A 26,406-nucleotide genomic window follows, 5' to 3' on the forward strand; every position below is an offset into this window, starting at 1 on the left:
TGTATCGAAGACCTCCAAGTAAAGCATATGGTGAAAAACCGCAAGTTAGCCAAATCGATCACGGATGCCTCGTGGTCGGAGTTTGTCGCTATGCTTACCTACAAGGCAGCCTGGCATGGAAGAAACGTGGTGAAAGTGGGGAAACAGTTCCCTTCTAGTCAGCTTTGCTCTTCCTGTGGCTACCGAAACAAGGATGTAAAGAACCTCCACCTTCGGGCATGGACATGCCCTACATGCGGCTCTCACCATGACCGAGACATCAATGCATCCAAAAACATCTTGCAAGAAGGACTTCGAGTACTTGCGGTCGGGCAGACCGTTTAAGCTTGGATATGATCCTATCAGTAGACGGGAGCTCCCAAGAATCCCCTGCCTTCAGGCATGGGGAGTGTCAATGGTATGGAACAGATATTGAGCGACACCGGCAAATAACAATCCAAAACCGATTCCTTTCATCCATAAGAAATGCAACTCATTGAGACGGATTGGGTTTTCGTCAAAAAGAAAGAGGAAATAATTCGCCTCTTGTCAGAATTTGTGTACTGGGGTAGACAATCATAATCATAAGTGACCATCCGGTATTCATCGTTATGACCATGGATAAAAAGCCAAAGGCACAGAAAAAGAAAGACTGAATCCCCAACTGTAACATTATCTCTGAAGAGAGAACACCTTGAGCGGTATATGTATACAAAGCATTAATAGGAGATAGAAGAGAAAGAAAACGGCTACACGGGCGATGCCTAATTTCCATCTGGAACGGGGCAAGTAAAAAGGGGTTTACTCCCAGGTTCCTCCAATAGATCATAGAACAGAAAAATACGGCTCTCCGGAACATTTAGTGTAAAAATTACTCAAAGAGTACATAACACAACTAATTAAAATCGGAGTATATAGTGGAATTTGTAATTTTGGCTATTATATTTTTTCTTTTTTTGTTATTATGCCTTTATACCAATACTAAACATTTAGTATTGTATGTTTAGTATAATGATGGAGGTATTAATATATGACACGCACTATGGTTCTGGGACTTCTAAAAGTTAATGGCCCAATGTCGGGATATGAAATGCAAAAAATGATGGAGTCATCACAAACAGATATGTGGGCTTATGTAAAACCAGCTTCTATTTATCACGCTTTAAAGAAAATGCAAGATGAGGGAAAAGTCATCTTGGAAAAAGTTGAAAAGACTGGGTTGAGAACCAAGTCAATATTTAAAATAACAGAAGATGGTGAGTATGAACTAAACCAGCTACTTATAGATTCTTTCACTAATTCGTCTGTGGTATTTCCAGCGCCGCTTTATACGGCACTAACATTTATGGAAAACTTAAATAATGAACAAATATTAAACAGCTTAGAGAAGCAAAAACAAGAGATTACAAGAGTTTATGACAGTATGAAAGCGGGGTACGAGGTAAAACAGGAAGCTTTAGAGGAATTACCTGATAATGTAAATATTATTTTTAACAATATGTATGATCAATGCGAACTACAACTGAAAACAATTGAAGAAATAATTAAGACTATTAAGGGTGGGAAGTAGAATGAACCAAAAGGTTAAATCATCGGTTCTAGTTGTAGTAATTTTAGCAATTTTTGCAGATATGCTTATGTATGGATTAGTTGTACCATTCTTACCAGTTCATGCTGAGTCATTAGGGGCATCACAATCAGAAATAGGTTTATTATTTGCCAGTTATGCCCTTGCATTATTTGTTGCGACACCATTTTTTGGAGCTTTAGCAGATAAAGTGGGTAGAAAAAAACTTTTAGTTTTTGGCCTCATTGCTCTAGCAGTAACAACTTTAATATATGCTTTTGCTACAAGTTTCTGGGTTCTTTTTTTGGCACGTTTACTACAGGGATTTGCTGCGGCAATACCATGGACAGCTGGATTAGCATTACTAGCAGAAGTGTTTCCAAAAGAAGAGAGAGGGAAAGCTATGGGCATGGCCATGTCTGGTCAGGCCGTAGGAGTATTATTGGGTCCCCCAATTGGAGGTTGGCTTTATGAACTTGGTGGATACCACTTTCCTTTTTTCACTGCTACAGGGATTGCACTTATTATAGCGATACTATGTTTAGTCTCACTTCGGAAAGTCTCTGAAACGAAGTCAGAGGGTTTTACATCACCCTTTAAAATTCTACGAAATAGGAATGTTTTAATAATTGCTGGTGTTTCAGCTGTTGGTGCATCTGTTTTTGCAAGTATTGAACCAACATTGCCAATTCACTTTAATGAAAACTTAGAAATCTCAGCGGGCGTTATAGGGTTATTGTTCGTTTTGGTAACTCTTGGTTATGGTTTAACTTCACCGCTTATTGGGTCTATTTCTACTAAATTTGGTCATGTCAAGACAATTAGGATTGGTATTGTAATGGCAGCAATTGTACTTCCTCTTAACGCATTACCAACTCTTATATGGTTGCAAGTTGTTACTCTTACACTGTTAGGAATCACCCTTGGAATGGTTCTAACTCCTGCACTCCCTAAGTTAGCAGATATTTCTCAAGAAGCAGGTGCTACTTCTCAAGGTCTTACTTATGCTGTTTATAATACAGCCTATTCATTTGGTATGATGGCCGGGCCTGTGGTCGCGGGTACATTAACAGATGGATTGGGACTAATAATAGCGTATTCAGTGATGGGAGGGCTTTTCATTTTATACTTATTTCCTCTAGCTAAATTAAAATCTTAACAAAGTCTTTACCGAAAGGGATAAAAATGAATGATTCTTTATTGGATCTATCTGAATTTAAAATACTAGAAGATATTCAAGAAAATGAAAATGATATCCTTATTAGGGTTGAAGCGAATTCTAACCCATTCCATTGTCCCCATTGCAGTCGTCAGGCTAAATTTTACAGACATGGAAGCAGGGAACAAGTTATTTTAGATTTGCCCATTCGGTCAAAGCGAGTGGGTTTACAAGTAAACCGTAAACGTTATAAGTGTTGTGAATGTGGTTCTACCTTTTGGGAACGTCTTGTATCCATTGACGAAAACCGTAGTATGACTAAAAGGTTGTTAGAGTTTATTGAACAACAGTCCATGACTAAAACCTTTGTAGAAGTAGCAGAAAGCGTTGGTGTAGACGAAAAGACAGTTAGAAACGTCTTTAAGGAATATGTGGCGTTCAAAGAACGAGAATATCAATTTGAGACTCCTAAATGGCTTGGAATAGATGAAATACACATTATCCATAAACCTCGTCTTGTACTAACTAATGTCGAACGAAAAACCATCTTTGATATTAAGCCTAACCGTAACAAAAAAACGGTTACACAAAGGCTTTCTGAGATTGGTGATAGACATTACATCGAATACGTCACAATGGATATGTGGAAGCCTTGCAAAGATGCAGTGAATACTGTCTTACCACACGCAAAAGTAGTAATAGATAAGTTTCATATAGTCCGTATGGCTAATCAATCCTTAGATAGCATCAGGAAGTCTCTTAAAGCCAATATGACTGATAAAGAAAGGCGTACTCTCATGCGTGAGAGGTCGATCCTTCTCAAACGCAAATATGACTTGAATGAAAGAGACTCATTCCTTTTAGAAACTTGGTTAGGTAATATCCCTAATCTAAAAGAAGCCTATGAACTCAAAGAGGAGTTTTACTGGATATGGGATGCAGATGACTCCGAAGAAGGTAGAGATCGTTACAAGTATTGGAGACAACGTTGTTTAACCAGTAATTCAAAAGAGGCTTATAAAGACCTTGTAAGAGCTGTAGACAACTGGCATGATGAAATATTCAATTACTTCGGTAAAAGGCTTACTAACGCTTATACAGAGTCCATAAATAGCATTATTAGGCAAGTAGAACGAGTGGGCAGAGGTTACTCATTTGAAGCCTTACGAGCCAAGATACTGTTTAACGAGAAGCTCCATAAGAAACGTAAGCTACGCTTTAATTCGAGTGCTTTCAGCAAAGATATATTACACGATGCTTTTAATTGGCATGAAGTAACAGACCGCGACATAACAGGCAACTATGGTGTTGACTTTTCCACACTTATAAAGAAATTGGAGAAGGGTGACTTATAAGCCCTTTTCCACCAGAAAATCCGGATACCCAAAAATACTCCACCAGGTTGCAAAAACCGGAAAGGAAAACTCCAATGCAGGAAGAATACGGCTTAGATCATCTATTGCGGTAATGTTTGACACATGCGTAAACGCAGGAGATTCTTGGGTAATCTCCAGTAACCCGGAGACATTTACCAAGTGAACCCCATGAGCCCCACGGTTAAAAAGAGTTAGTTGCTATGATCTTACGTTTGGAATGACTACTTGGTTTTCGCATTTCATTCCAACTATTGAGTTACGCATAGCATTTTACGTACAAGACGATTGGCTTGCACAACCCTATATGCTATCCACTTTTCAAGGAGCAACTAATCTTATTGCATCCATAGAACATATGTTTGTAACTAACTTTTCAGAATTTGTCGTTCTTAGCATCCCCACATGGAGGATACCGAACGACGCTCGCTTTCATCCCCATAGCTGAAGCCAGGGGGGTTCCCGCTCGCAAAGAATATAAATGATGAGAAAAAAAGCAGCGAAAAAGGGGATACAGGCATGACCCCCATCCACTTCCAATCCAATAAAAGGTTCATCCTTCCTTTCATACAGACAACCCATTCTCACTTTTCATCAGATACAAATAAGCATTTTCCAGTGTTGGATTCGCTTTTTGCCCATGGGGTGGTTTTAGATCGGATAGTATACGTACAATATACCCCTCTTCCGTTTTTTGGCTGGAGATGACTTCCCATTGATCAGTGATCTCATAAAACTGCTCTTTGGATACAAATACATTCCACATGCGTCCATTTGCCTGATCGGCAATCTCATCAATGGGTCCTTGAGCGATCAGGTTGCCTTTTTTAAAAATAGCCACCTGATTGCAGGTCGTTTCAATATCTTCCACAATATGTGTAGAGGTGAGTACAATGGCATCTTTCCCCAAGCTTCGCAGTAACTTTTGAAACCGTATTCGTTCTCCCGGATCCAAGCCGGCAGTGGGCTCATCCACCACAATGATCCTGGGGTTACCCGATATTGCTTGAGCAATTCCCACTCGACGTACCATTCCACCTAAAAGCTGACCGATTTTTTTCTCGCTTTGCTCTGACAGATTCACCTTTTCCAATGTAGATTGAACGGATGCCGCTTTATTATTTACTCCCTTCATGGCAGCCACATGATGAAGGGCTTCCCGCACAGGATATGTTTATAAAGCGAAAACTTTTGTGGTAAATAACCAATCATCTCCCGTATTTTTGCCGTATCCCTCCATTTGACATTTCCATAGCGAATGGTTCCTTCCGATGGTGAAAGGAGCGTTGTGATGATTCGCATCAGTGTTGTCTTTCCTGCCCCATTAGCTACATGTATATATAGACAACTAGCTATAACCCTTGTCAGTCAAGGGATTACAAAAAATTAAAGACCATTAAACACATCTATAATCATACCTAAAACGTCATGGGAGCTTTTTCATCAGATAACCGGATGGATTTTAAAATCGTACTGGAATCATTCACAAATACCAAAATTCCAATGCCCGCTACTGGAGTCTGGGCAAGCGCCGGAATGGTGCGAGGGGAAATAATGTGAAACATATCACTTTACAAAGGTATATAATTGATATATACTTTGTTTCGCAGAGTACTTTGTTAATAAGGAGATAAAAAAATGTCAGATCAGAACTATACCAGATCGGAAATTTTAGAAAATCTTTCTTACATTAAAACCCTTACCAATTACAAAACCGAGTATTGTAAGCAAACCAGCATTTATTTTATTGTCTGGGGGATTATCTGGATTATTGCTTACCCTATGCCATCATTTGATTTGAGTGCTTTCTCGATTGGCGTTTCCTGGCTCACTTTAGGGATTATTGGCTGGGCTATTACATTAACGGTATATATGAAGCAAGATAAAACAGATCCTCTGCCATTATTTTTAAGAGCGCAGTTGAGATATACCTGGATAGGATTGTTTATCATATTAGGAGTTTTTCTTTTCCTTATCTATTCTAATCTCTTGCCATATACGTTTGAAAACATATTGTTTTACATTGTTTTAGTTGTTTCAATTATGTACCTTTTGCTAGGTATTGTATTAACGAAAGAAATTTTCTTCATGGGTGTTTGGCTTAGTATTCTTGGAATGATTACTTTCTTATTTTTCCCTAATGTCATGAATATTATTTTTGCCGTTATTGGCGGTGGAAGTTTGGTGCTGACTGGATTGATTTTGAAACGAAAAGGGCATGGAAATGAGTAATGTCAACGAGTTAGATGATTTAATTCATGCAAAGGTTCGTTTAGGGATTATGAGTTTACTCATGACATATGAAAGTTGTGACTTCACGCTATTGAAGAAGTCATTAGGGATTACTGACGGGAACCTAGGCTCTCATTTAAAGAAGTTAGAGGAAGCAGAATACATTCAAGTTACTAAAACATTTGTAGCAAAAAAACCGAAAACGATTATACAGGTTACTGATCTTGGTGCTCAAGCTTATAAAAACTATATCAAAACGATTGAAGCGATATTAAAAAACAACGGGTAAGAAAGGAAGAGGCAGTATGTTGCAGGTTGAGAAAGTAAGCAAATCCTATGGAACAAACAGAGCATTGAACAATGTATCACTTACCATTCCCAAGGGGACGTGTTACGGATTAATTGGTCCTAATGGTTCAGGAAAATCTACCCTTATAAAAATTATATCGGGAATTATTAGATCTTATGAAGGGGGAATTAAATACGTTGGAGGTGTGAAAGGAACGTTAGGCTATGTTCCTCAGGATATCAGTTTAGAAGAAAAATTGACTGCTAGAACAAACTTGGAGTTTTTTGGTCAGATTCATGGATTAAGAGGAAGCACTTTAAAGAAAAAAGCAGAACAAATATTGAAAGACATTGGTTTGTTAGATAGGGCCGGTGGTATTGTGGAAAGTTTTTCAGGAGGGATGAAACGCCGATTAAATATTGGCTGTGCACTGATGCATAATCCTGAATTAATCATTTTAGACGAACCAACCGTAGGAGTTGACCCACAGTCTAGACATTATATTTTTAATATTGTTAATAAGTTAAAAAAACAAGGAAAAACGATTATATATGTAAGTCATTACATGGAAGAGATTGAAAATTTGTGCGATTACGTTGCGTTCATGGATAAAGGTAATATTGTTGAGGAAGGAGAAATCAAAGAACTTTTAAATCGTTATGCGAATACTGCGGTGTATTTTGAAGCAGAGAATCCAACAAAATTATTATCCAAAGGAAATTTTACGTTTACTCCATATAAAACAGGCGTTATTATTCAAACCAACGATCCGTTAAAAACGTTCACTGAACTTGTTCAATTAAGTAGAGACCATCAGTTTATACCAGAACAGCTATCACTCTTTAAGCCGCGATTGGAGGATGTATTTTTTCAACTAACTGGTACTGATTTGCGAGATCAAAGTGAAAAAGGGGAGTAACGAATATGTGGCCGTTGACTCAGATAGAAACAAAAAAGCAAATAAAAGATAAATCCTTATTATTTTGGACTCTGCTGCTGCCAATCGTTACGATTATTATACTGATTGAGTTATTTTCAGGAAATAGTGGTCAAAAAACACTTGTAGCTTCGCAATCGATTACGGGAATGAGCGTATTCTTTTCTACCTTTGTTATTATTTCCATCGTGATAAGCTTTGTGAAAGACAGGGAAAAAGGGATGGTCGCTAGACTAGCCAGTACCCCATTAAAGACTTATAGCTTTTTTCTTGGCAAATGTATTCCTTTTTTTATCATCATTGTATTACAAATACTTTTCCTGACAGCAATCGGAGTCTATCTTTATGATATTTACATTACTGATTATGCTTCTTATCTAATAGTCACTTTATTTATTTCTGTTTGGCTTACCTCATGGGGAGTGGCAATCGCTCTATATGCTAAAACGGAAAATACAGGACTAGTCATGACGAATATTATCGCTCTTGTGACAGCCGTCACATGTGGTTTATGGACTCCTTTTGAGCAACTTCCTAGTTACCTCCAAACGATTGGAGTCATTTTGCCGCAATACTGGGCTCATCAAGGGTTAGTACAATTCGTTTCAACTCTGCCAGGAGGAGAAAATTTAGGGATCGTTGCACTTGTTTTGATTGGCTATTCAGTCTTAGGATTTGCACTCTCTTTGGCTGGCTATAGACATTTTATTAGGATGGCAAGAAGTTAAAATATCGTTTGAAGGTTCAAATCAAGAGGCTGTGATGAAGTGATCACACTCGCAGCCTCAATAAATGTAGGATGAGTGAAGTTTATGTTAGATTATTTTACTTTTGATAAATGTTATTTAATAATATTCATATTTATTTAAGGGTAAAGGGTATTGTAGCAAATAAGCGATTATTTTTTTGGGTAAATCCTCAATTAGGATACGATATCCCTACAATTCAAAATAATAATGTTATTATTTTGAATTATGTGTGAAAGGGGATTTATTTTATCAGGGTTTAATATACTGAGTATTGAGGTCGAATGTGAATATTGGGTATTTTGGATGTTGGAATAACAAAATATTTCCTGTTTATGCTATACTACAAAAGAATATAACTTTCAGATGTTTTGTATAATTGCATAGGAAAGCGTACAGGTGCTGACCCGCAGGGGGTCTGCTGAAAAGGGAAGACCGGTGATCAATCCGGCGCGGTCCCGCCACTGTGATTGGGAGCTTTCTGGATCAAGCCACTGTCGGGAGACGGGAAGGCACAGAAAGTGATGACCATCAGCCAGGAGACCTGCCTGTACGTGCAACACGGGGTTCCTACGCGGATAGGAGGTGTTGGCTGGAGCATTGGCGATGTGTCTGGCATTGCTGATGGGGTTCAGCATGCTTAAGTACATCCTGCGTGGGCAGGGTGTTTTTTATGGGAAGAACGAGTGGAGAAAGGGTGAAGGTGGTATGGTTCTGAAACGTTGGATGTCCGCGGTTTTTGCGTTACTCCTGTTTTTGACCATGGCTCCCGGTGCGGCTGCAGCAACGCCTTCTCCATCGCCGCCATCGGAGGGAAAGGCCGGGAAAGCCACGGTTGGTACCGTTCAGTTATCCGTTGTTGGAGATGATGTGCGGGGCACTATTTTGCCGGAGACAACCGTAGAAATCCAAGAGGGAGATACCGCATTTACGGTGTTGTTGGATACCTTGGGTCCAGGCAAGGTGGTTTACACGGGTTCAGGGAACATCTTATATGTCCGGGAAATCGATGGGTTGGCAGAATTTGATCGTGGCCCCTTAAGTGGATGGATGTATCGGGTAAACGGCCAGTTCCCCAACCACAGTGCTGGGGTTCATACGGTGAAAGACGGCGATGTGGTGGAATGGGTGTACACCACAGATGGTGGGGAAGACGTGGGATTTCCTTCGACACTTTCTGTGAAGGAAGGAAATAACCGGATTGGTCAGGTTTCGTCCAAGCCGGAATCGGAATCGAGTAACAAAGCGAAGGGGAAGGGTGCAGAGAAAGAACAGAAGCCTGGAAAAAAGTCAGAACAAAATTATTCTTCCAAAAAAGAAGAAAAAAAAACGAATGGCCAACTGAAGCAGACGGTTCACAGTCTGCAAACCGCTTCTGTAGAGGAAACGTCGGATCAAACGGGGGAGAAAGAGGGGTCCACGGAAAAAGAGGCTGATTTTCTCCGTTCGTTGCAACAATCCGTCAAGTGGCTTCAACAATCGGGAAGCAAAAGAGACTGGGTAACACTCGCCCTATCCCGGTCCGTGGGAAAGGTGCCTCAAGGGTATCTGGAACAAACGACTCAATTGATTAAAGCGAACAATGGGGAGTTCCGGAAAGTGACCGATTACGAACGGATGGCCCTCGGAATCCGCTCTGCGGGCGGTGATCCCCGGAATGTTGCCGGATACAATTTGATTGAGAACATTTATAACAATGAGCGGATGACGCTCCAGGGAAACAACGGGGTAATTTTTGCCCTGTTGGCCTTGGATTCCGCTCATTACCATGTACCGGATCACGCCAGATGGAATCGGCAGAAGTTGGTGGATTGGCTGATTGAAAAACAGAACGGCGATGGCAGCTGGGCTTTGTTTGGCAGTGATGGAGATGTGGATATTACGGCCATGACGTTGACCGCTTTGGCTCCCTATGCGGATGAAAAAGTGAAACAGGCGAAACGGAAAGGGTTTCTGTGGTTGGCATCACAGCAAACGGAAAGTGGAGGGTTTCGTTCTTGGGGTCTGGAGACGAGTGAAAGCGCTTCTCAGGTGATCATTGCCCTCGCTTCCAATGGAATGGACCCCACGTCCTCTCTTTTCACCCAACCCGGTGGGAATGTACTGGAAAATCTCTTGACGTATCAATCCGACGATGGTGGTTTTGTGCACACACAGGATGGAACCTCCAATATTATGGCCACCGAACAGGCCGTACAGGCCCTAACGGCATATCGCAATTATGTGGAGGGCAAACCGCGCCTGTACGATTTTGGCGATATCCATTCCAATCCCAGAGACACCCCGTCGGAAGAGGAAAATCCGGAAGGCGAGGATCCACCGAAAGACTCCCCTTCGGACAATGAAGAGTCCGATCCCTCTCCAAACCATTCGGAAGGAAACCGGGAAAGGCATTCCAATTCCCTTCCAGGCATGGGTGGAGGGCCATCAGAGGAAATCTGGGTGACCGATGTTCCATCCGGTTCTTCTGAAATTGTGCCTCTTCCAGAGCAGATCGGCGTGATCACTGAAGAGGAGGAGCCACCCAAAAAAGAGACGGTCTCCACCGAAGAGAACTCCAATCCCAGGCATACAGAAAAGGCTTTCGCTTCTGCCTCTCCGTCATCGATGTCACAGAATATGTCCAAGGGGGTTTCTCCGCAACAGGGATTGATTATGCTTCTTCTCGGTGTGCTTTGTGCGATGCTGGGTGCCAGTATGTATGTTTATGAAAAAAGGAGGCAGTGGCAGTGAGAAAAAAGCTTTCCCTCCTTCTTATCGCTTTAGGCCTGATGTTGAGTGGAGCCGGAGGGTGGGAAATCTATACCGCTTTCCAGGCTCCAGATACAACGGTGGTGGCAGAATCCGCCTCTGATGAAACGGGTCAGGTGTCTACTTCCCAGTCAAACACAGAGGAGAAAGCATCCAAGGAGGATGACCAGGAGCCAACGGAATCGAATCAAACGAATCAGCAGACCCTTTCCAAAAAGGGAGAACAAAAGCGAAAATCGGTTCGCATGGAAAAGAGCGATCCAACCGCTGTTACAGAAAAGCCTTCTGGTAATTCTGAGAAACCGTCCCCGTCCGCTTCAAAACCATCTGAGTCCCAATTCACAGTCACTCTTTCCATTACCGGTGACCAGGGAAAAAGCATTCTCTCGCCCGGACAGGTGGCGATTCAGGAAGGAGATACCGTTTTTGATGCGCTAAATCGGGCCACTCAGCATCATTCCATTCAAATGGAGTATCGGGGATCGGGAAGTTCATTATATGTGGAAGGAATTGATAACCTGTATGAATTTGATCGTGGTCCGGAGAGTGGGTGGATGTATCGGGTGAACGGAGTATTTCCCAATAAAAGTGCCGGGGTTTATTCGATTCAAAAGGGCGATCGAATTGATTGGCTGTACACGAGGGATCTCGGACGGGATATTGGAGCGAAGTTTTAATGAAACGGGGATTTCGGGATTTTCACCCGGCTGTCTGTTTTGTATACTACGCCGGGAGCCTTCTTCTGCTGCTGTTGATGGTTCACCCGTTCTTTACGTTGTCGGCGTTGGTGGTTTTGTTTGCAGTAAACCTTCTTTATGACGCTGGAAAGCGATTGCTTCAATTGAAGTCTGTAATCCTGATGACGGCCGGAATCATTCTGATTGTCAATCCGTTAACGTCTGAGCGGGGGGCTCATATTCTCTGGGAGGGAATGTCGCATCGGATCACCCTGGAAGCGGTATTGTACGGTGGAATGATGGCAGGAACGGTTGTTGGTGTGATTGCTTCCTTTGCTTCCTATCAGCAGGTGATTTCCACTCACCAATTTCTGTATCTCTTTTCCCGTTTATTGCCTCAGTGGGCATTGTTAACAGTGTTGTCTCTCCGTTTTGTTCCTTTGATGCAGAGGCGATTGGAGGAAATTATGCGGGTGCAACGATCCAGAGAAGGGGAAATGTCCAATTTCCACTTTCGGGAACAGTTGCGTCGAAGGATGAAACGGCTGGAGGTTTTACTTACTTGGTCGTTGGAAGATGGGTTGCAGACGGCCGACTCCATGAAGGCTCGTGGTTATGGAGCGGGAAGGCGGAGCTCCTATATTCCCTATCGGTGGCGTCTAAGCGATGGGGTCTCTCTTTTCTTTTTGATGGCAACCGCCGGTCTTTGTCTTTTCGGCTGGGTGCAAGGGATGGGAGTCCTGACGATTTATCCAATCATGGAGTCTCTGATGCCAACCGATCAGGAATGGATGCTATTAGCCGGGTATCTATCATTTTTTAGCTTTCCCATTCTTGTGGAAATGGGAGGGATGAACGCATGAATGTGTTAGACTGCATGGGCTTCACTTTCACTTATGCCGGGACCAACACTCCGGTTCTGCAAGATCTTTCTTTCTCTGTGGCTCCAGGAGAAATGATTCTGCTTTGTGGTCCATCCGGATGCGGGAAAACCACGTTGTTACGTATGATGAAAAAAGAACTCCAGCCAGCAGGTCGCCAGGCTGGGGAGATTCGTTACAAGGGGATTTCAATCAAGAAGCTTCCCGACATTCGCGCGGCGAGTGAGATTGGAATGGTTTTTCAACATCCGGAACACCAGATTGTAATGGAAGAGGTCCTGCAGGAATTGGTTTTTGGGATGGAAAATGTAGGCTTTCCCCCGGATCAGATGCGGCGAAGGCTGGCAGAGACTATTTCAAGTCTTGGCTTGGAAATGCTCTTGACCCGGCGTACTGAATCCTTATCCGGTGGGCAAAAGCAATTGTTAAATTTGGCATCCATTATGGCGTTACGTCCCCGCTTGCTATTGCTGGATGAACCAACCGGTTTTCTGGACCCGATCGGAGCCGTTCAGTTTTTGCAAACGATCAAACGATTGAATGAAGAGACTGGTATAACGGTGATCTTTACGGAACATCGCCTGGAAGAAGCCTATCCGCTGGCGGATCGGGTATTGGTTATGGATGGGGGGAGCCTTCTTTATGACGGATCACCCCGCGATGGAATTGAGTGGATGAACCGAGCCGGTTCCCGCCATCGCCATCTTGTTCCAACCATCCCTCGCCTTGCGCTGCAAACAGGTGTCAAGAGTGATTTCTTACCCTTGACGGTAAAAGAGGGCAGGCAATGGCTAAAAGAGCATGGAAAAACGGCATCTGCTCCAACTGATCCACCGGAAGAGACAGTATCTGTTCCTCCAAACCCGATACTGTCTCTAAATCGGATTGATTTTCGGTATGATCCGGAGACAGAGGTGTTGAAACAAACAACGTTTCAGGTATCCCCAGGGGAATGTTTAGCGATTTTCGGAGCCAATGGGTCAGGTAAGTCTACGGTATTACAAATGATGGCAAACAGTTTGCAACCGGATTCGGGTTCTATCCGATATAAGGGGAAAAAGCGAAAAAAACGAAAGGATAACCAATGGCATCATCAGATCGGCTACTTGCCTCAAAACCCGGAGGCGTTCTTTCTTCGGGAAACGGTAGAGGCAGAGCTTGATGCTGTTGCTTCCCGCTTTTCCAAAGAGGAAAAACGGGATCGATGTCAAGAGGTGATCACCCACTTCAAGCTTTTGTCCCTACTCACTCGACACCCTCACGACCTCAGCGGGGGAGAAATGCAAAAAGTGGCGTTGGCTTGTCTATTGTTGCGGGACCCGGAGGTATTGCTGTTGGATGAGCCGACCAAGGGAATGGACCCGGAATTAAAACGTTTTTTATCCCAGGAAATACAAGCGTTTATTCAAAAGGGGCGGACCGTGGTGATGACGACACACGATGTGGAATTTGCGGCTGTAACGGCAACCCGTTGCACGTTGCTATTTGATGGGGACGTTCTCACACCTGCTCCCGCTTCGTCCTTTTTCCGGAAAAATGACTTTTTTACAACAGCTGTTTACCGAGTGACACGGGATACCGGAATGCCGGAAGCGGTAACAGTCGAGGAGGCGGTTCGTCTGTGGCAAAGTCCAGACTGGCTCTCGGTATCGTCCTGACGGTGTTGGTCGGCTGTCTGGTCTGGATGGAACCGATTCATCAACACCCCATGCTGATCAGCCTTCTATTCGCCCTATTGGTGATGATTCCATTTATTCTGCGCTTTGAATGGCGTTTACTGGACAGTCGAGAACTGGTGCTTCTTGCGTTAATGACGGCGATTGCAGCCGTCAGCCGCGTTCCCTTTGCCGGGTTGCCCAGTGTTCAACCCACGACATTTGTCATCATTGTTACTGCGGTCGTCTTTGGAGCGGAAAGTGGATTTGTAGTTGGAGCCGGAGCTGCCTTGGTTTCCAACCTTTTTCTCGGTCAGGGACCTTGGACACCCTGGCAGATGTTGGCTTGGGGATTGGTTGGCCTGTCCGCTGGAGTATTCCGAAATACACCGCTTCTGCAATGGAACGGGATGCGTCTCTTGTTTGGCTTCATCTGGGGTTTTTTCTTCGGTTGGATAATGAATGTATGGGTGATGGCAGGGATGGAGAATTGGAGCCTATCCAGTTTTATAGCGGTTTATGCGGCCAGTCTCTATTTTGATTTGGCCCATGCAATGGCCAATGTGTTTTTTCTTGCCATGTTTGCTCCTGCTTGGATACGGATTCTCCGGCGCTTTCAACAGAAGTACGGTTTGTTGGATCGCTGAAAACAGAGGTGTTCTCATGTTGAAGGGGGCGCCTGTTTTTGTTGCAAGGAAATTTATTCTTTAGCCTTTTAAGGTAGTAATGCTTGTACTATAATAAGTAGCGCGTGAAGGTAGCAATGCGGAAAAACATCATGCGCAAACAAGGATTATTTTTAATATTTTTTTTCTTTCGGCAAGTAGTGGCTCAAAAGGGGGGGAGTATGAATGAGAAAACTTCATGTTGTGGTTGTGTTGATTTTGATTACAGCTTTATTGTCGACTGGTTGCCAGCCGTTGGAGACCATTCAGGGGTGGATTCCCGGTCAGAATGAAGGTGCCTCGGTGGACAAAGGGCAGGTTTTGCGTATGACGACAGGAGCAGAGCCTGCCAATCTGGACAGTGCTGAAGCGATCGACGGGGATTCATTCAATGTGTTGAATAATGTGATGGAGGGTCTGATGCGGTTGGATCACAAGGGCAAACCGCAACCGGCGATGGCGGGGGATTTTAAGGTCAGTGAAGACGGGAAAACCTATCAGTTTCAAATCCGAAAGGATGTCCGTTGGAGTGATGGAAAACCAGTTAAGGCGCATGATTTCGAATATGCATGGAAACGGGCGCTGGACCCTGACAAAAAACTGGAATCGGCGTATATGCTGTTTCCACTGAAGAATGCCCGTGCTTATTATTCGGGGAAGCTTTCCGCAAATCAGGTGGGGGTTAAGGCATTGGATGACCGAACATTGAAGGTTCAGCTAGAGGAACCGGTTCCTTACTTTCTGAACTTGACAACGACGGCTGCCTATCTTCCACAGCGAAAGGATATTGTTGAGAAGTTTGGTTCAAAGTATGCGAATGAGGCGAACAAAATGGTCTACAACGGTCCTTTTGTTCTCAAGGAATGGAAACATGACCAAAGCTACCGATTCGTGAAAAATGATCAATACTGGGATGCCAAAAGTGTGAAACTGGCCGAAGTCCATACGCAAATTGTCCCGGATTCTGTGGAAGCGACCAACTATTATACTTCCGGAGATGTGGATGTTGCCCCTCTGAGCGAAAAATTGGTCCCAGCTTTTCAGGGGAATCCGGATTTTGTAGCCGTGGATCGGGGGGCCACTCTCCTGCTTTTATATAACACTCGAATGGACTTCTTCTCCAATGAAAAAATTCGCAAGGCATTCAGCCTTGCCTTGGATCGTGAACAATTGGTTGGAGAGGTTTTACAGAATGGCTCCCGACCGGCAAAGGGAATGGTTCCTGATTCAATCACGGATCATAAAGGGAAATCCTATCGAAAACAAGCGGGAAATATGTTGGATTTCGATGTGGAAAAGGCACGTGAACTGCTTGGAGAAGGGATGAAAGAGCTGGGAATTTCCACGCTTCCCCAGTTGAAGCTAAACGTCAATGACGATGATCGAAAAGAAATTGCACTCTTTTTGAAAGAACAACTGAAAAACAATCTCGGCATTGAGATTTTAATCAATCCCAAACCAGTCAAACAGAAGTTGGAAGAAGAACAGGCAGGGGATTTTCATCTGTCTTTGGTTCGTTGGATTGGACGATACAATGATCCCATGGCATTTCTGGAAATCGGGCATTCCCAAAGCCGGGTGAACTTGGGCCGTTGGCGGGATCAGACATTTGATCAATTACTCATCAAATCCAAAAATCAACAAAACCTGAAAAATCGCAATGAGGATCTGATCAAGGCGGAAAATATCTGTATGAAACAGTCCGGAGTTTCTCCCCTGTTTTATGAGACTCGGACCTATATACAGAAACCGTATGTTCAAGATCTGTATCGTCACCCTGTTGGAGCCGAATATACATTAAAATGGGCTTACATCGATGAGCAGAAGAAATAAAAGTCAGCCAGATGAAGGAGAAAACCGGTCCAAAAGGCCGGTTTTTTGTATTATAACAGTTATTGTGGGAATGGAAATGGACAGTGTTTTTTTATCTGAAATCGCAAAAAAGTATTGTCAATGTGAATCAATCTGTTATATAATACAAACCAAGTTAACGTTTCTGTATCTAAACAGTATGAGTGAAAGGGTGACTTCTGTGAGTTCCCAAACGGCCTTTTTTCCAGCGAATGTAGAAGTGAAAGGAGAAGTAACAGCGAAGTTCCGGGAAATCCTAACTCCTGAGGCGCTGGATTTTGTAGCTAAGCTGACACGTTTATTTTCAACTGAGCGCGATCGATTGTTGCATAACAGAAGGAGGCGTCAACAGGAAATTGATGAAGGAATATTGCCAAGATTCCTAAAGGAAACGGAGGATATTCGAACCAGTTCCTGGTCTGTTTCCCCTCTTCCCTATGACTTGCAGGACCGGCGTGTGGAGATTACAGGTCCGGCTTCTGATCCGAAAATGGTGATTAATGCCCTCAATTCAGGAGCAAATGTGTTTATGGCTGATTTTGAGGATGCCAATTCTCCTACATGGGAGAATTGCATTCAGGGACAAATCAATATGCGAGAGGCTGTGAATCGTACCATTTCATTCACCGGCTCGAACGGAAAGCATTACCAGCTTAAGGATAAGCCTGCTGTATTGTTGGTTCGACCCAGAGGGTGGCACTTGGACGAAAAGCATGTCACAGTGGATGGAAAACCTGTCCCTGCCGGACTTTTTGACTTTGGACTCTATGTTTTCCATAATGCGAAAAAATTGCTGAAACAAGGGTCTGGGCCCTATTTCTATCTTCCCAAGCTGGAAAGTCATCTGGAAGCCCGCCTCTGGAATGAGGTCTTTCTCTATGCGCAAAAGGAATTAAAAATCGCTCCTGGGACCATTAAAGCAACGGTGTTGATTGAAACCATCACGGCTGCTTTTGAAATGGATGAAATTCTCTATGAGCTAAGGGAGCACTCAGCGGGACTGAATTGTGGCCGTTGGGATTATATCTTCAGTTACATCAAGCGATTCCGAAATCGGCCGGAGGTGGTTCTTCCAGACCGCTCACTCGTCACCATGACCGTCCCCTTTATGAGAGCGTATACGCTGTTGGCGGTCAAGACCTGTCATCGACGGAATGTTCACTGTATCGGAGGAATGGCCGCGCAGATTCCAGTGAGGAATGACCCGGAAGCCAACGAGGCTGCGATCGCCAAAGTTCGGGCTGACAAGGAGCGGGAGGCATTGGATGGTCATGATGGCACTTGGGTGGCACACCCTGCTTTAGTGCCTGTTGCCAAGGAAGTCTTTGACCAACACATGCCTCATCCCAATCAGATTGACAAGAAGCGGGCAGATGTCCATGTATCGGCTGATGATCTTTGTCGGGTTCCTGAAGGTCCTATTACAGAGGAAGGTTTGCGTCAGAATGTAAGTGTGGGAATTCAATACATTGAAGCATGGTTGCGAGGTTATGGGGCGGTGGGGATTAATCACTTAATGGAAGATGCGGCAACAGCGGAGATTTCCCGCGCCCAAATATGGCAGTGGATTCGTCATCCCAAAGGAATACTGGACGATGGCCGGAAGGTGACTGTGGATCTGTTCCAGCAGATTGTGGAGGAAGAGTTAGAACAGATCAAAGAGCGAATTGGAGAGAAACGCTTTTCCTCCGGACGCTTCTCGGATGCAAAGACCCTCTTTCATGAATTGACCGTGTCGGATGAATTTGTAGAATTCCTGACTCTCCCCGGATATGACCGGATCTAAATGAACAGATCGAAATAAAGGAGCGATCATCCATGAAAAAGACTGAAGTGAATCAGTTGCAGGAATATTGGAATAATGACCCTCGGTGGAAAGGGATTGAACGACCGTACAGTCCTGAAGATGTGTTAAAGTTGCGTGGTTCCATCCAAATCGATTACACTCTGGCCCGGCGTGGTGCAGAACGGTTGTGGAAACTCCTTCATGAGGAGGAGCATGTAAAAGCATTGGGTGCACTGACGGGCAATCAGGCTGTACAGCAGGTTAAGGCGGGCTTGCAAGCGATTTATCTGTCTGGATGGCAAGTGGCCGCCGATGCCAATCTTGCTGGTCAGATGTATCCCGACCAAAGCCTTTATCCATCCAACAGTGTCCCACATGTCGTCAAACGGATCAATCAGGCCCTTCAACGGGCAGATCAGATTGAACATGCCGAAGGAGGGGCTTCCCGCGATTGGTTTGCTCCGATTGTGGCGGATGCGGAAGCGGGTTTTGGCGGTCCACTAAATGTTTTTGAGTTGATGAAATCCATGATCGAGGCAGGAGCGGCTGGGGTCCACTTTGAAGATCAATTGGCCTCCGAGAAAAAATGTGGTCACTTGGGTGGAAAGGTGTTGATCCCGACATCCCAGGCGGTTCGAAATTTGGTCTCTGCTCGCCTTGCTGCCGATGTGATGGGTGTTCCCACCATCTTGGTTGCTCGCACGGATGCCAATGCAGCACAGATGGTGACCAGCGATGTGGACCCGCAGGATCACCCATTCCTCACGGGAGAGCGAACGGCAGAAGGCTTTTATCGACAACGTTGCGGATTGGAAACCGCGATCGCCAGAGGGCTTGCCTATGCCCCTTATGCTGATCTGATCTGGTGTGAAACCTCCACACCGGACCTGGAGGAGGCTCGCCGTTTCGCCGAGGCAATCCATGAAAAGTTCCCAGGTAAGATGCTGGCTTACAATTGTTCTCCATCATTTAACTGGAAAAAACATCTGGATGATCCAACCATTCGTCGTTTTCAGGATGAACTGGGCAAAATGGGATACAAGTTTCAGTTTATCACGTTGGCCGGGTTTCACGCTCTCAACAACAGTATGTTTGAATTGGCCAACGAATACAAACAGATGGGAATGGCCGCCTACTCCAAACTTCAACAACGGGAGTTCTCCAATGAAGCGCTTGGATATACGGCTACCCGTCACCAACGGGAAGTGGGAACCGGATACTTTGATGTCGTCTCCATGGTGATTTCAGGCGGAACTTCTTCCACTACGGCACTCAAAGGATCGACGGAAGAAGCACAGTTTACTGCAACAAAATAATTGTGTTACACCACCTTCACAGGTGGTGAGACTGTGGACAAAAATAATAAGAAGAAGGGGATATCCGGTGGAGCATCCTTTTCCGACAACTCAGCGGAACCCCTGGAGGTCCCAACCGTTTTTAGCGGACAACTTGCTTTTCCCTTTTGTCCGCTGGTTGGGACCGGAGGGGGTGAAGCGGACTCCTTCCTCTTCTTTGCTGGAGGAAAGAGATGCGAAGACGGAAATCCCCTCTCCCCCACTTTGTCATGAACTTCACCACCTTCACAGGTGGTGTTTTTTGCCCATTTTTCCGCGGGACAGGGACCCACGATCCATTCAGGGCATAGGTATAACAGTGACTATTGCCCAGGAGGGATCATGAATGGAATATGGCCAACAGATGAAACCGACTTCACTGATCGGAATTATTCAACACTGTACAACGGTCTGTGATGGCATGGTGACAATGGTGGCATGTATGCCGGATGTTGCCCAGCGCAGAATGCAATTGCGACTGTTGAGAGATTGTGCAGATATCTGTTCACTGACCGCCCAGATGCTAGCTCGTAACAGTCCTTTTTCCAGACAGATGGCGCTTCTCTGTGCCCAGGTGTGTGAGGCTTGTGGTCGGGAGTGTATGAAATTTCCGGACCCTCATTCCCAACACTGTGCACGTGTCTGCCTGCACTGTGCGGATGCATGCCGTAAATATGCCATGTGTGGCTGATTGTAAACAACCTTGGAGACTGCTGACAATGATAAATAAGAGGGGGATATCCGGTGAAGCATCCTTTTCCGACGACCCAGCGGAACCCCGGAGGTCCCAACCGTTTAGCGGACAACCTGCTTTCCCCTTTTGTCCGCTGGTTGGGACCGGAGGGGGTGAAGCGGACTCTTTCCACTTCCTTGCTGGAGGAAAGAGATGCGGAAACGGATATCTCCCCTTCATCACTTTGCCATGAACCTCCTTGGCTTTCCATAGAAGCCAAGGTTTTTTACAATACATTCTATGAAAATGGTGAAAACCTTTTGAGATATTGCTTTTTTCCTAGTGACGGAAATGGAAAAATTTCATAAGATAGAAACTGGGAATTTATTTTCAGTTGCTAAATGAGGTGTTTGCTTTGCCATTCAAATATCCGGCACTCATGATTGCGTTTTTCAGCATCCTGTTATCCAGCGGTTGCTCTTTGATGGCCAAACAGATGATAGATGATACACAGAAACAATTGGCAGAAGAACAGAAGGAAAAAACAGCAAAAAAAGCATCCAAAGAGGAACAGTCCCCTGAAGAAGATGAAGAGCCCAAGGCGGATTTTCCCAACAATGCGGATGCAGGTTTGGATTCCGGAAAAGAAGGATTGGTGGATACAACCAAATTGGAAGCCAGTAATGTGACGATCTTTGCGGATAATCAGAACTGGAAGCAGATCGAACATGATAACGAAGAAGGCTATGAATATACTGCATTTACTCCGGATGGGCGATCCAGTGATCTCAGTCAGGAAATGTTGGGTGTTCAGTTTTTTGAGGGAGCACATCAACAGATCACCGTCGCCCAGGCAGCTCAAGTGTATAAGCAGGAGATGCAAAACGATAAGAATGCGAAATGGACGTGGAATGTCATTTCGGAAACACAGGATGAGATGCTGGTAGAACTGAAAATCATGGGTGATCCGGAGCAAGGGGAGCATGGTTATGGCTACGTTCGTTTTTTTACCACAGATAAGGGAATATGTGCTCTTCTTTATCTGTCATCCAATGAACTGAGTGAAGAAGAGCAAAAAAAATGGCAATCGCTTCTCCAGCGAGCCGATCGTGAGGATACCACATTATAATTTGCTTCAGAACCGGTTCTTTACGACAAAAGGACCGGTTTCTGAGTTTCAGGGAATTTGAAATTTTGGTAAATATGTTACTGAATGAGGTGTTGGAACAATTGAGTTGGAAAAAATGGATGGTATTGATGGCCATTTCGGCGATGCTGTTTTCCAGCGGCTGCTCTTTGATGGTCAAGCAAATGGCCGATCATAGCCAAAAGCAGTTTGAAAAAGAAACGGAAAAGGTGACAAAAAAAGAGCCTGAAGAAGACTCTTCCGCCGAGGAAGAGGAAGTGGAGATTGCCCCGGATATAGAAGCCGAAGAAGAGCCGGTAGATGAAACGAAATTGGAAGTAAGCGGCATTACCGTCTTTGTGGATGACCAAGGCTGGAGACAAGTCAATCAGGCAACTGAACAGGGAGTGGAATCCATACAATTTATCCCTGGCAATACCTCGGAAAGTGACCCCTCGGAAACCCTGTTTGTAATGACGTATAAAGGGGTGCCTACCTCTGCCTTACCCCAACTTGCTGAAGGTTTCAAACAGGAGTGGTTGAAAGATGGCCACTCCGGATGGGATGAAATCTCCAGTAAGGAGGGGGATATTCTCGTAAAGCTGGGGCAGGGATTGGGTGCTGAGGGCTTTACCCGCTTTTTTGCCACGGATCAGGGTATCTTTCAGATCATCTACGTTTCCAAGCATTCCATGAGCGAAGAGGATCAGACAAAATGGAAGTCACTTCTCCGGCAGGCAGATCGCGACCAAACGACTTTGTAATCCAGATGAAAAGGTTCTTCCCTTTGGGAAGGACCTTTTTTTTTGGGAGTCTGAAGACGTGCAAATCAAATGATAACTACATACAGAATAAATAAGAATAAATTTATTTATTTGCTTATTTTCTATATTTTATAAGTAATGTATAATTGTACAAACCATCTGTATAAGACAAATAGTTTTTTGCCGTAAATGGATAATTAATGTTTAGAAGAATAGGAGGTTTGTATCATGGAACAGTCCATTCGTATTTTTTTTCTGTCACCACGCGTTTTCTTTACGCACTTAAGAGATGAACAAATCTCTCTTTGGAAGCTGATACTGTTTTTATATTTCATTGGGTTGGTAATCTCATTAAATATTGGGTATACAAATCAAATTGGTAATCAGGTGGAACTAGGAAAGGTTCTTCTCTCTCTATTATTGACAGGCTTTATAAATGGGTTGTTGTTTTTTGTGACACTCGTCCCATTTATGAAGTGGTTTGGAAATTTACTGGGAGGATCAGGGGATTGGTTATCAGATCATTCAAGCAGTCATTTTTGCTATGTTTCCATGGATATTTACGATCGTAATGTGGATAATTGATATCGCTCTTTTCGGTAATATATTTAATTCCCTTTTTACATACGATTTTTTGTATTTCATGAAGAAAAGTCGACCTATGGAATGGTACATTCATATGCTAATGTTGTTTTTGCAAATTGTGGGCTTTTTCTATTCATGGACTCTTTTATTCATCGCCATTTACAAAACCCACTGCATCAATCTGTGGAAAAGCATTCTATGTGTGATCGTTTCTTTATTATTTGCCCTTTTTTTCTTTCTTTTTTTGAGTTCGGTTATTAATATCCTGTCAGGTGGAACGATATGAGGCAGGTTAAGAAGTTATTATATTCAAAAGATGGTTCTTCAACGATTGAATATGCATTGATGGTGCTGGCAGGCTCGCTATTAGCTTTTTATTAATCTCGGTATTTGATGAAGACGGCAAGCTTAACGGTATATTGGAAGATAAGATTGAACAAGCAATATCTGGAGAGATATCCGGTAATTCAGATACAGATGTAGACACAAAGAAAGAGAAAGAAATATCTTCTAATCATGAGGTTCTTACAACTGGTGAACTCAGTCAAATGGATAGTGATTCATACAATGGTGATCCATATGATCCACTACATGATTCACCTTCACATGATCCTCCCACACCGGTGCAATTGGGTCGCTCTTCCAGTCTTTTGGGGCTGATTCAACCATCTGATTCGGATACGGCTGATGTGTGGGATCATTTATGGGATGGAATTGAAGATATTTTTGATGGGTTCTTTGATGGCTTTAAAAAGGGGAAGAAGCTACGGCTCCCGAATCCCTTTACTGTTTTTATTAAAGGAATACTCACACCTGTCCCAGCTGGAGAACCTGAGGGTTTTAATGATGGTCTAACTGATCGAGGCAATGGAAATGAGCCTGAGAATAATGGCAACAGACCAAATGATCGAAAATATTCTAAGTTACGTCCTGGTGATCCTGATTTTTCATATCATATTGAAAATGAAACATATAAAAATGGGGATATCAAAAAAATTGCTATTACCTCTGATGGAAGAAGAATACCTTTATACAACAGTAAACATGCCGGAAAAACGCATAATGGAGTTCCTTACGACGAAAATGGATTTCCAGACTTTGAACAATGGGTGGTCGCCGAGGTTCAATTGCCTAATGATAAGATTGTAGGATCACATGGAACACAACTAAGCTTGTCTACTGATCTTCTTAAAGAGAAATATCCGGATTGGGAGAAGCGTTTTAATTTACCCCCAAGCACAAAGGATGACCTGAAATCTGGAAAAGGAAGTCCAGAGGGATATACTTGGCATCATCACCAAGATACTGGTAGAATGCAATTAATTCCAAGAGATGTCCATCAAAGAGCTCGCCATACAGGGGGGCACGCCATTTGGGGAAAGCAGAAAGTGGATCAGGATGATCATAAAAAGAAGCGAAAGAGTAAAAAGAAAAATAAATAACGAAGGGAGATGAGAATATTGAAATGGCGGAGAAAATATCCAAAGTTAACGGTGAAAGAAGTAAAAGAAAAGCTGAAGCCTTTAAACCAAACGTTTCCACCCATCTTTTATGAATGGATGGCGGAGTATCATCAGGCAGAGTTGGAAGATTGGATTGAAATCGAGACGGAAGTGGACGATCGTGTGTTTCACAGGGTTTTCAGTCTAGAACAAATGGTTAACCTACATCAGGATGACGTTGATAATGATGAAGGTTTTGAAAAGATATACCCCTTTGCTTGGGATGGGGGGAAGAACAATTTCTGTTTTGATTACCGTGACCCGAAACGACCATGGATTATTTTTATGGATACTGATTATTTCATTTCTTATAACCCTGAGGCAGCTGAAAAAGTTTGCCGGACCTTTGAGGAGTTTTTAGCGATTCTGAATGAGCAAATCACCCCCTAAAACCATTGGCTACCGGTCAGGTCATTTTGTCAGTTTAAATCCCAAGCGTCCGCTAACCCTTTTTTGCCACGGATCAGGGTATCTTTCAGATCATCTACGTTTCCAAGCATTCCATGAGCGAAGAGGATCAGACAAAATGGAAGTCACTTCTCCGGCAGGCAGATCGCGACCAAACGACTTTGTAATCCAGATGAAAAGGTTCTTCCCTTTGGGAAGGACCTTTTTTGTTTGGGAGTCTGAAAACGTGTAAACCCATAACGAAAAGCTATAATCATAGATGCTTTTGTCTAAGGTTGCGATGGCTGATGTGCTGTTGTGGATTCAATGGTAAGATATTAGGAACGATCTTTTAACAATTGGAAAGGGGGGGATCGATTTGGAGTGGACGAGTCTTTTGTCTTTTATCGGTTTTTCGGTGTTGTTGACGCTGATGCCTGGACCGGATCTGTTGTTTGTGATGACCCAAAGCCTTACGCATCGTCCCATGCATGGATTTGCGGTTGCTGCGGGGTTGTGTACCGGATTGGTGGTGCATACAACTGCGGCTGCTCTGGGGATTTCTGCAATCCTGGTTCATTCATCGCTTGCATTTTCGATCCTGAAGTTTGCCGGGGCGTTGTATCTTTTCTATCTCGCTTGGCAATCGCTCTGCGAATCGGGGAGTGGGAGCCCTGAGTCGGTCTCATTGACGGAGGAAAGAACATCCCTTTTTGCTTTGTACCGGCGGGGAATTTGGATGAATCTACTAAACCCGAAAGTCTCTCTTTTCTTTTTGGCATTTTTGCCCCAGTTTGTTTCTGCCGAAGCGGGTTCCGTTCCTGCACAGATGGTTCTTTTGGGTGTGCTGTTTATGATTCAGGCATTTTTGGTGTTTGTTACGGTTTCGTTAACTGCACATTGGATCGGGCAAAAACTGTTCCATCGCGGTTTTGGAGGAACGTGGCTGAGCCGAGGAAAAGCTGGAATCTACGCGCTGTTAGGAATGCGCCTGTTGTTGATGGATCAGGAATAATGGATCTGTCCAATTCTCTCTTTATATCAACCATTTTATATCTTTGCGAGCGAGAAAATCCCTAGCTTTAGCTATGGGGATGAGAGCGAACGTCAGGCGAGGGAGGGGTGTTTTTTACCCCTCTCGCAAGCCTGACCCTCTTTTGCTCTCTTTTTTTGCACCTGTTTAATTAGATATATTGAATCTATATAATATTCGTTGTAAAATTAGCAATAGGTGATGAATTTGAGAACGGTTCAAAGTAATCGAAATGTCGTGTACGACTGCAAGTATCATGTTGTTTTTTGTCCCAAGTATCGACGAAAAGTGCTGGTTCCGCCTGTAAGTGATCGGCTGAAAGAGCTGTTCGCAGAAAAAGCAAGAGAGCTGGAAGTTACGATTTCCAGTATGGAAATCATGCCCGATCATGTGCATTTACTCATACAATGTGATCCGCAGTTTGGGATACACAGGGCAGTTAAACATCTCAAAG

Annotated in this window: 28 protein-coding genes and 1 riboswitch; of the genes, 26 read left to right on the plus strand and 2 right to left on the minus strand. The window is 43.8% G+C overall.

The window, feature by feature from the left end:
- The 4 genes from FN782_RS16245 to FN782_RS16260 form a co-directional block, all read left to right on the plus strand.
- On the plus strand, positions 1 to 324 hold a 324-nt coding region (locus tag FN782_RS16245), incomplete at its 5' end, for an RNA-guided endonuclease TnpB family protein (protein ID WP_142506152.1).
- Between the two features lie 685 nt (positions 325 to 1,009).
- Positions 1,010 to 1,549, plus strand: a complete 540-nt coding sequence (locus tag FN782_RS16250; RefSeq protein ID WP_142506839.1) for a PadR family transcriptional regulator — start codon at positions 1,010 to 1,012, stop codon at positions 1,547 to 1,549.
- 1 nt (position 1,550) lies between these two features.
- Positions 1,551 to 2,705: an MFS transporter gene (locus FN782_RS16255; RefSeq protein ID WP_142506840.1), complete on the plus strand. Its 1,155-nt coding sequence runs from the start codon at positions 1,551 to 1,553 to the stop codon at positions 2,703 to 2,705.
- A 26-nt stretch (positions 2,706 to 2,731) separates the two neighbouring features.
- Complete coding sequence (locus FN782_RS16260) at positions 2,732 to 4,060, plus strand: ISL3 family transposase (protein WP_142506841.1); 1,329 nt, start codon at positions 2,732 to 2,734, stop codon at positions 4,058 to 4,060.
- Between the two features lie 583 nt (positions 4,061 to 4,643).
- Here FN782_RS16260 and FN782_RS16270 read toward each other — a convergent pair.
- Both FN782_RS16270 and FN782_RS17590 read right to left on the minus strand, forming a co-directional pair.
- Positions 4,644 to 5,213: an ATP-binding cassette domain-containing protein gene (locus FN782_RS16270; protein ID WP_142506842.1), complete on the minus strand. Its 570-nt coding sequence runs from the start codon at positions 5,211 to 5,213 to the stop codon at positions 4,644 to 4,646.
- Entirely contained in the window at positions 5,210 to 5,446 is a 237-nt protein-coding gene (locus tag FN782_RS17590; protein WP_425462725.1) for an ATP-binding cassette domain-containing protein, read from the minus strand. Before FN782_RS17590 ends, FN782_RS16270 begins: the two co-directional genes overlap by 4 nt.
- Before the next feature lie 270 nt (positions 5,447 to 5,716).
- Between FN782_RS17590 and FN782_RS16285 the strand changes: the two genes are divergently transcribed.
- From FN782_RS16285 to tnpA, 22 genes are all read left to right on the plus strand, one after another.
- Positions 5,717 to 6,310, plus strand: coding sequence for a hypothetical protein (locus FN782_RS16285; protein WP_142506844.1), 594 nt, complete (start codon positions 5,717 to 5,719; stop codon positions 6,308 to 6,310).
- A complete protein-coding gene (locus FN782_RS16290; RefSeq protein ID WP_142506845.1) occupies positions 6,303 to 6,599 on the plus strand; it encodes a winged helix-turn-helix domain-containing protein in 297 nt (98 codons plus the stop codon). Before FN782_RS16285 ends, FN782_RS16290 begins: the two co-directional genes overlap by 8 nt.
- Before the next feature lie 16 nt (positions 6,600 to 6,615).
- On the plus strand, positions 6,616 to 7,518 hold the full coding sequence (locus FN782_RS16295) for an ABC transporter ATP-binding protein (RefSeq protein ID WP_142506846.1): 903 nt from the start codon (positions 6,616 to 6,618) through the stop codon (positions 7,516 to 7,518).
- Positions 7,519 to 7,523: 5 nt separating this feature from the next.
- A complete protein-coding gene (locus FN782_RS16300; protein ID WP_142506847.1) occupies positions 7,524 to 8,264 on the plus strand; it encodes an ABC transporter permease in 741 nt (246 codons plus the stop codon).
- Positions 8,265 to 8,662: 398 nt separating this feature from the next.
- Positions 8,663 to 8,848: riboswitch (cobalamin riboswitch) on the plus strand.
- A 22-nt stretch (positions 8,849 to 8,870) separates the two neighbouring features.
- A complete protein-coding gene (locus FN782_RS16305) occupies positions 8,871 to 11,015 on the plus strand; it encodes a DUF4430 domain-containing protein (RefSeq protein WP_142506848.1) in 2,145 nt (714 codons plus the stop codon).
- A complete protein-coding gene (locus tag FN782_RS16310) occupies positions 11,012 to 11,710 on the plus strand; it encodes a DUF4430 domain-containing protein (protein WP_142506849.1) in 699 nt (232 codons plus the stop codon). Before FN782_RS16305 ends, FN782_RS16310 begins: the two co-directional genes overlap by 4 nt.
- Positions 11,710 to 12,573, plus strand: coding sequence for an energy-coupling factor transporter transmembrane component T (locus tag FN782_RS16315; RefSeq protein WP_142506850.1), 864 nt, complete (start codon positions 11,710 to 11,712; stop codon positions 12,571 to 12,573). Before FN782_RS16310 ends, FN782_RS16315 begins: the two co-directional genes overlap by 1 nt.
- Positions 12,570 to 14,249: an ABC transporter ATP-binding protein gene (locus FN782_RS16320; protein ID WP_142506851.1), complete on the plus strand. Its 1,680-nt coding sequence runs from the start codon at positions 12,570 to 12,572 to the stop codon at positions 14,247 to 14,249. Before FN782_RS16315 ends, FN782_RS16320 begins: the two co-directional genes overlap by 4 nt.
- On the plus strand, positions 14,213 to 14,893 hold the full coding sequence (locus FN782_RS16325; protein ID WP_142506852.1) for an ECF transporter S component: 681 nt from the start codon (positions 14,213 to 14,215) through the stop codon (positions 14,891 to 14,893). The genes FN782_RS16320 and FN782_RS16325 overlap by 37 nt, the downstream gene beginning before the upstream one ends.
- 204 nt (positions 14,894 to 15,097) lie before the next feature.
- Complete coding sequence (locus tag FN782_RS16330) at positions 15,098 to 16,744, plus strand: peptide ABC transporter substrate-binding protein (protein ID WP_142506853.1); 1,647 nt, start codon at positions 15,098 to 15,100, stop codon at positions 16,742 to 16,744.
- 178 nt (positions 16,745 to 16,922) lie between these two features.
- Positions 16,923 to 18,548 (plus strand): malate synthase A, encoded by a 1,626-nt coding sequence (aceB, locus tag FN782_RS16335; RefSeq protein ID WP_142506863.1) that lies wholly within the window; start codon positions 16,923 to 16,925, stop codon positions 18,546 to 18,548.
- Between the two features lie 32 nt (positions 18,549 to 18,580).
- Entirely contained in the window at positions 18,581 to 19,864 is a 1,284-nt protein-coding gene (gene aceA / locus FN782_RS16340) for an isocitrate lyase (RefSeq protein WP_142506854.1), read from the plus strand.
- 67 nt (positions 19,865 to 19,931) lie between these two features.
- Positions 19,932 to 20,228, plus strand: a complete 297-nt coding sequence (locus tag FN782_RS16345) for a hypothetical protein (RefSeq protein ID WP_142506855.1) — start codon at positions 19,932 to 19,934, stop codon at positions 20,226 to 20,228.
- Positions 20,229 to 20,573 carry a four-helix bundle copper-binding protein gene (locus FN782_RS16350; protein WP_246065004.1) on the plus strand — a complete coding sequence of 115 codons (345 nt, stop codon included), beginning with the start codon at positions 20,229 to 20,231 and terminating at the stop codon, positions 20,571 to 20,573.
- A gap of 53 nt (positions 20,574 to 20,626) precedes the next feature.
- Positions 20,627 to 20,923, plus strand: coding sequence for a hypothetical protein (locus FN782_RS16355; RefSeq protein ID WP_142506856.1), 297 nt, complete (start codon positions 20,627 to 20,629; stop codon positions 20,921 to 20,923).
- 47 nt (positions 20,924 to 20,970) lie between these two features.
- Complete coding sequence (locus FN782_RS16360; protein WP_142506857.1) at positions 20,971 to 21,684, plus strand: hypothetical protein; 714 nt, start codon at positions 20,971 to 20,973, stop codon at positions 21,682 to 21,684.
- Positions 21,685 to 21,785: 101 nt separating this feature from the next.
- Positions 21,786 to 22,445 carry a hypothetical protein gene (locus FN782_RS16365; protein WP_185956391.1) on the plus strand — a complete coding sequence of 220 codons (660 nt, stop codon included), beginning with the start codon at positions 21,786 to 21,788 and terminating at the stop codon, positions 22,443 to 22,445.
- Between the two features lie 228 nt (positions 22,446 to 22,673).
- Complete coding sequence (locus FN782_RS16370) at positions 22,674 to 23,030, plus strand: YIP1 family protein (RefSeq protein ID WP_142506859.1); 357 nt, start codon at positions 22,674 to 22,676, stop codon at positions 23,028 to 23,030.
- A 419-nt stretch (positions 23,031 to 23,449) separates the two neighbouring features.
- Positions 23,450 to 24,472, plus strand: coding sequence for an HNH endonuclease (locus tag FN782_RS16375; protein ID WP_142506860.1), 1,023 nt, complete (start codon positions 23,450 to 23,452; stop codon positions 24,470 to 24,472).
- Positions 24,473 to 24,490: 18 nt separating this feature from the next.
- A complete protein-coding gene (locus FN782_RS16380; protein WP_185956392.1) occupies positions 24,491 to 24,922 on the plus strand; it encodes an SMI1/KNR4 family protein in 432 nt (143 codons plus the stop codon).
- Between the two features lie 376 nt (positions 24,923 to 25,298).
- Complete coding sequence (locus FN782_RS16385; protein ID WP_221930200.1) at positions 25,299 to 25,934, plus strand: LysE family translocator; 636 nt, start codon at positions 25,299 to 25,301, stop codon at positions 25,932 to 25,934.
- A 219-nt stretch (positions 25,935 to 26,153) separates the two neighbouring features.
- On the plus strand, positions 26,154 to 26,406 hold a 253-nt coding region (gene tnpA, locus FN782_RS16390; RefSeq protein ID WP_246065005.1), incomplete at its 3' end, for an IS200/IS605 family transposase.

The organism is Melghirimyces algeriensis (assembly GCF_900182565.1).
In the GTDB taxonomy this organism is placed as follows: domain Bacteria; phylum Bacillota; class Bacilli; order Thermoactinomycetales; family DSM-45169; genus Melghirimyces; species Melghirimyces algeriensis.

What these genes read in the sequence shown, in the direction of transcription:
- FN782_RS16320 (WP_142506851.1), top strand. Translation starts at nt 12,570, where the DNA reads ATGAATGTGTTAGACTGCATGGGCTTCACTTTCACTTATGCCGGGACC.
- FN782_RS16270 (WP_142506842.1), bottom strand. Translation starts at nt 5,213, where the DNA reads ATGAAGGGAGTAAATAATAAAGCGGCATCCGTTCAATCTACATTGGAA.
- aceA (WP_142506854.1), top strand. Translation starts at nt 18,581, where the DNA reads ATGAAAAAGACTGAAGTGAATCAGTTGCAGGAATATTGGAATAATGAC.
- FN782_RS16350 (WP_246065004.1), top strand. Translation starts at nt 20,229, where the DNA reads ATGGAATATGGCCAACAGATGAAACCGACTTCACTGATCGGAATTATT.
- FN782_RS16315 (WP_142506850.1), top strand. Translation starts at nt 11,710, where the DNA reads ATGAAACGGGGATTTCGGGATTTTCACCCGGCTGTCTGTTTTGTATAC.
- FN782_RS16330 (WP_142506853.1), top strand. Translation starts at nt 15,098, where the DNA reads ATGAGAAAACTTCATGTTGTGGTTGTGTTGATTTTGATTACAGCTTTA.
- FN782_RS16370 (WP_142506859.1), top strand. Translation starts at nt 22,674, where the DNA reads ATGGAACAGTCCATTCGTATTTTTTTTCTGTCACCACGCGTTTTCTTT.
- FN782_RS16260 (WP_142506841.1), top strand. Translation starts at nt 2,732, where the DNA reads ATGAATGATTCTTTATTGGATCTATCTGAATTTAAAATACTAGAAGAT.
- FN782_RS16250 (WP_142506839.1), top strand. Translation starts at nt 1,010, where the DNA reads ATGACACGCACTATGGTTCTGGGACTTCTAAAAGTTAATGGCCCAATG.
- FN782_RS16285 (WP_142506844.1), top strand. Translation starts at nt 5,717, where the DNA reads ATGTCAGATCAGAACTATACCAGATCGGAAATTTTAGAAAATCTTTCT.
- FN782_RS16300 (WP_142506847.1), top strand. Translation starts at nt 7,524, where the DNA reads ATGTGGCCGTTGACTCAGATAGAAACAAAAAAGCAAATAAAAGATAAA.
- FN782_RS16290 (WP_142506845.1), top strand. Translation starts at nt 6,303, where the DNA reads ATGAGTAATGTCAACGAGTTAGATGATTTAATTCATGCAAAGGTTCGT.
- aceB (WP_142506863.1), top strand. Translation starts at nt 16,923, where the DNA reads ATGAGTGAAAGGGTGACTTCTGTGAGTTCCCAAACGGCCTTTTTTCCA.
- FN782_RS16295 (WP_142506846.1), top strand. Translation starts at nt 6,616, where the DNA reads ATGTTGCAGGTTGAGAAAGTAAGCAAATCCTATGGAACAAACAGAGCA.
- FN782_RS16255 (WP_142506840.1), top strand. Translation starts at nt 1,551, where the DNA reads ATGAACCAAAAGGTTAAATCATCGGTTCTAGTTGTAGTAATTTTAGCA.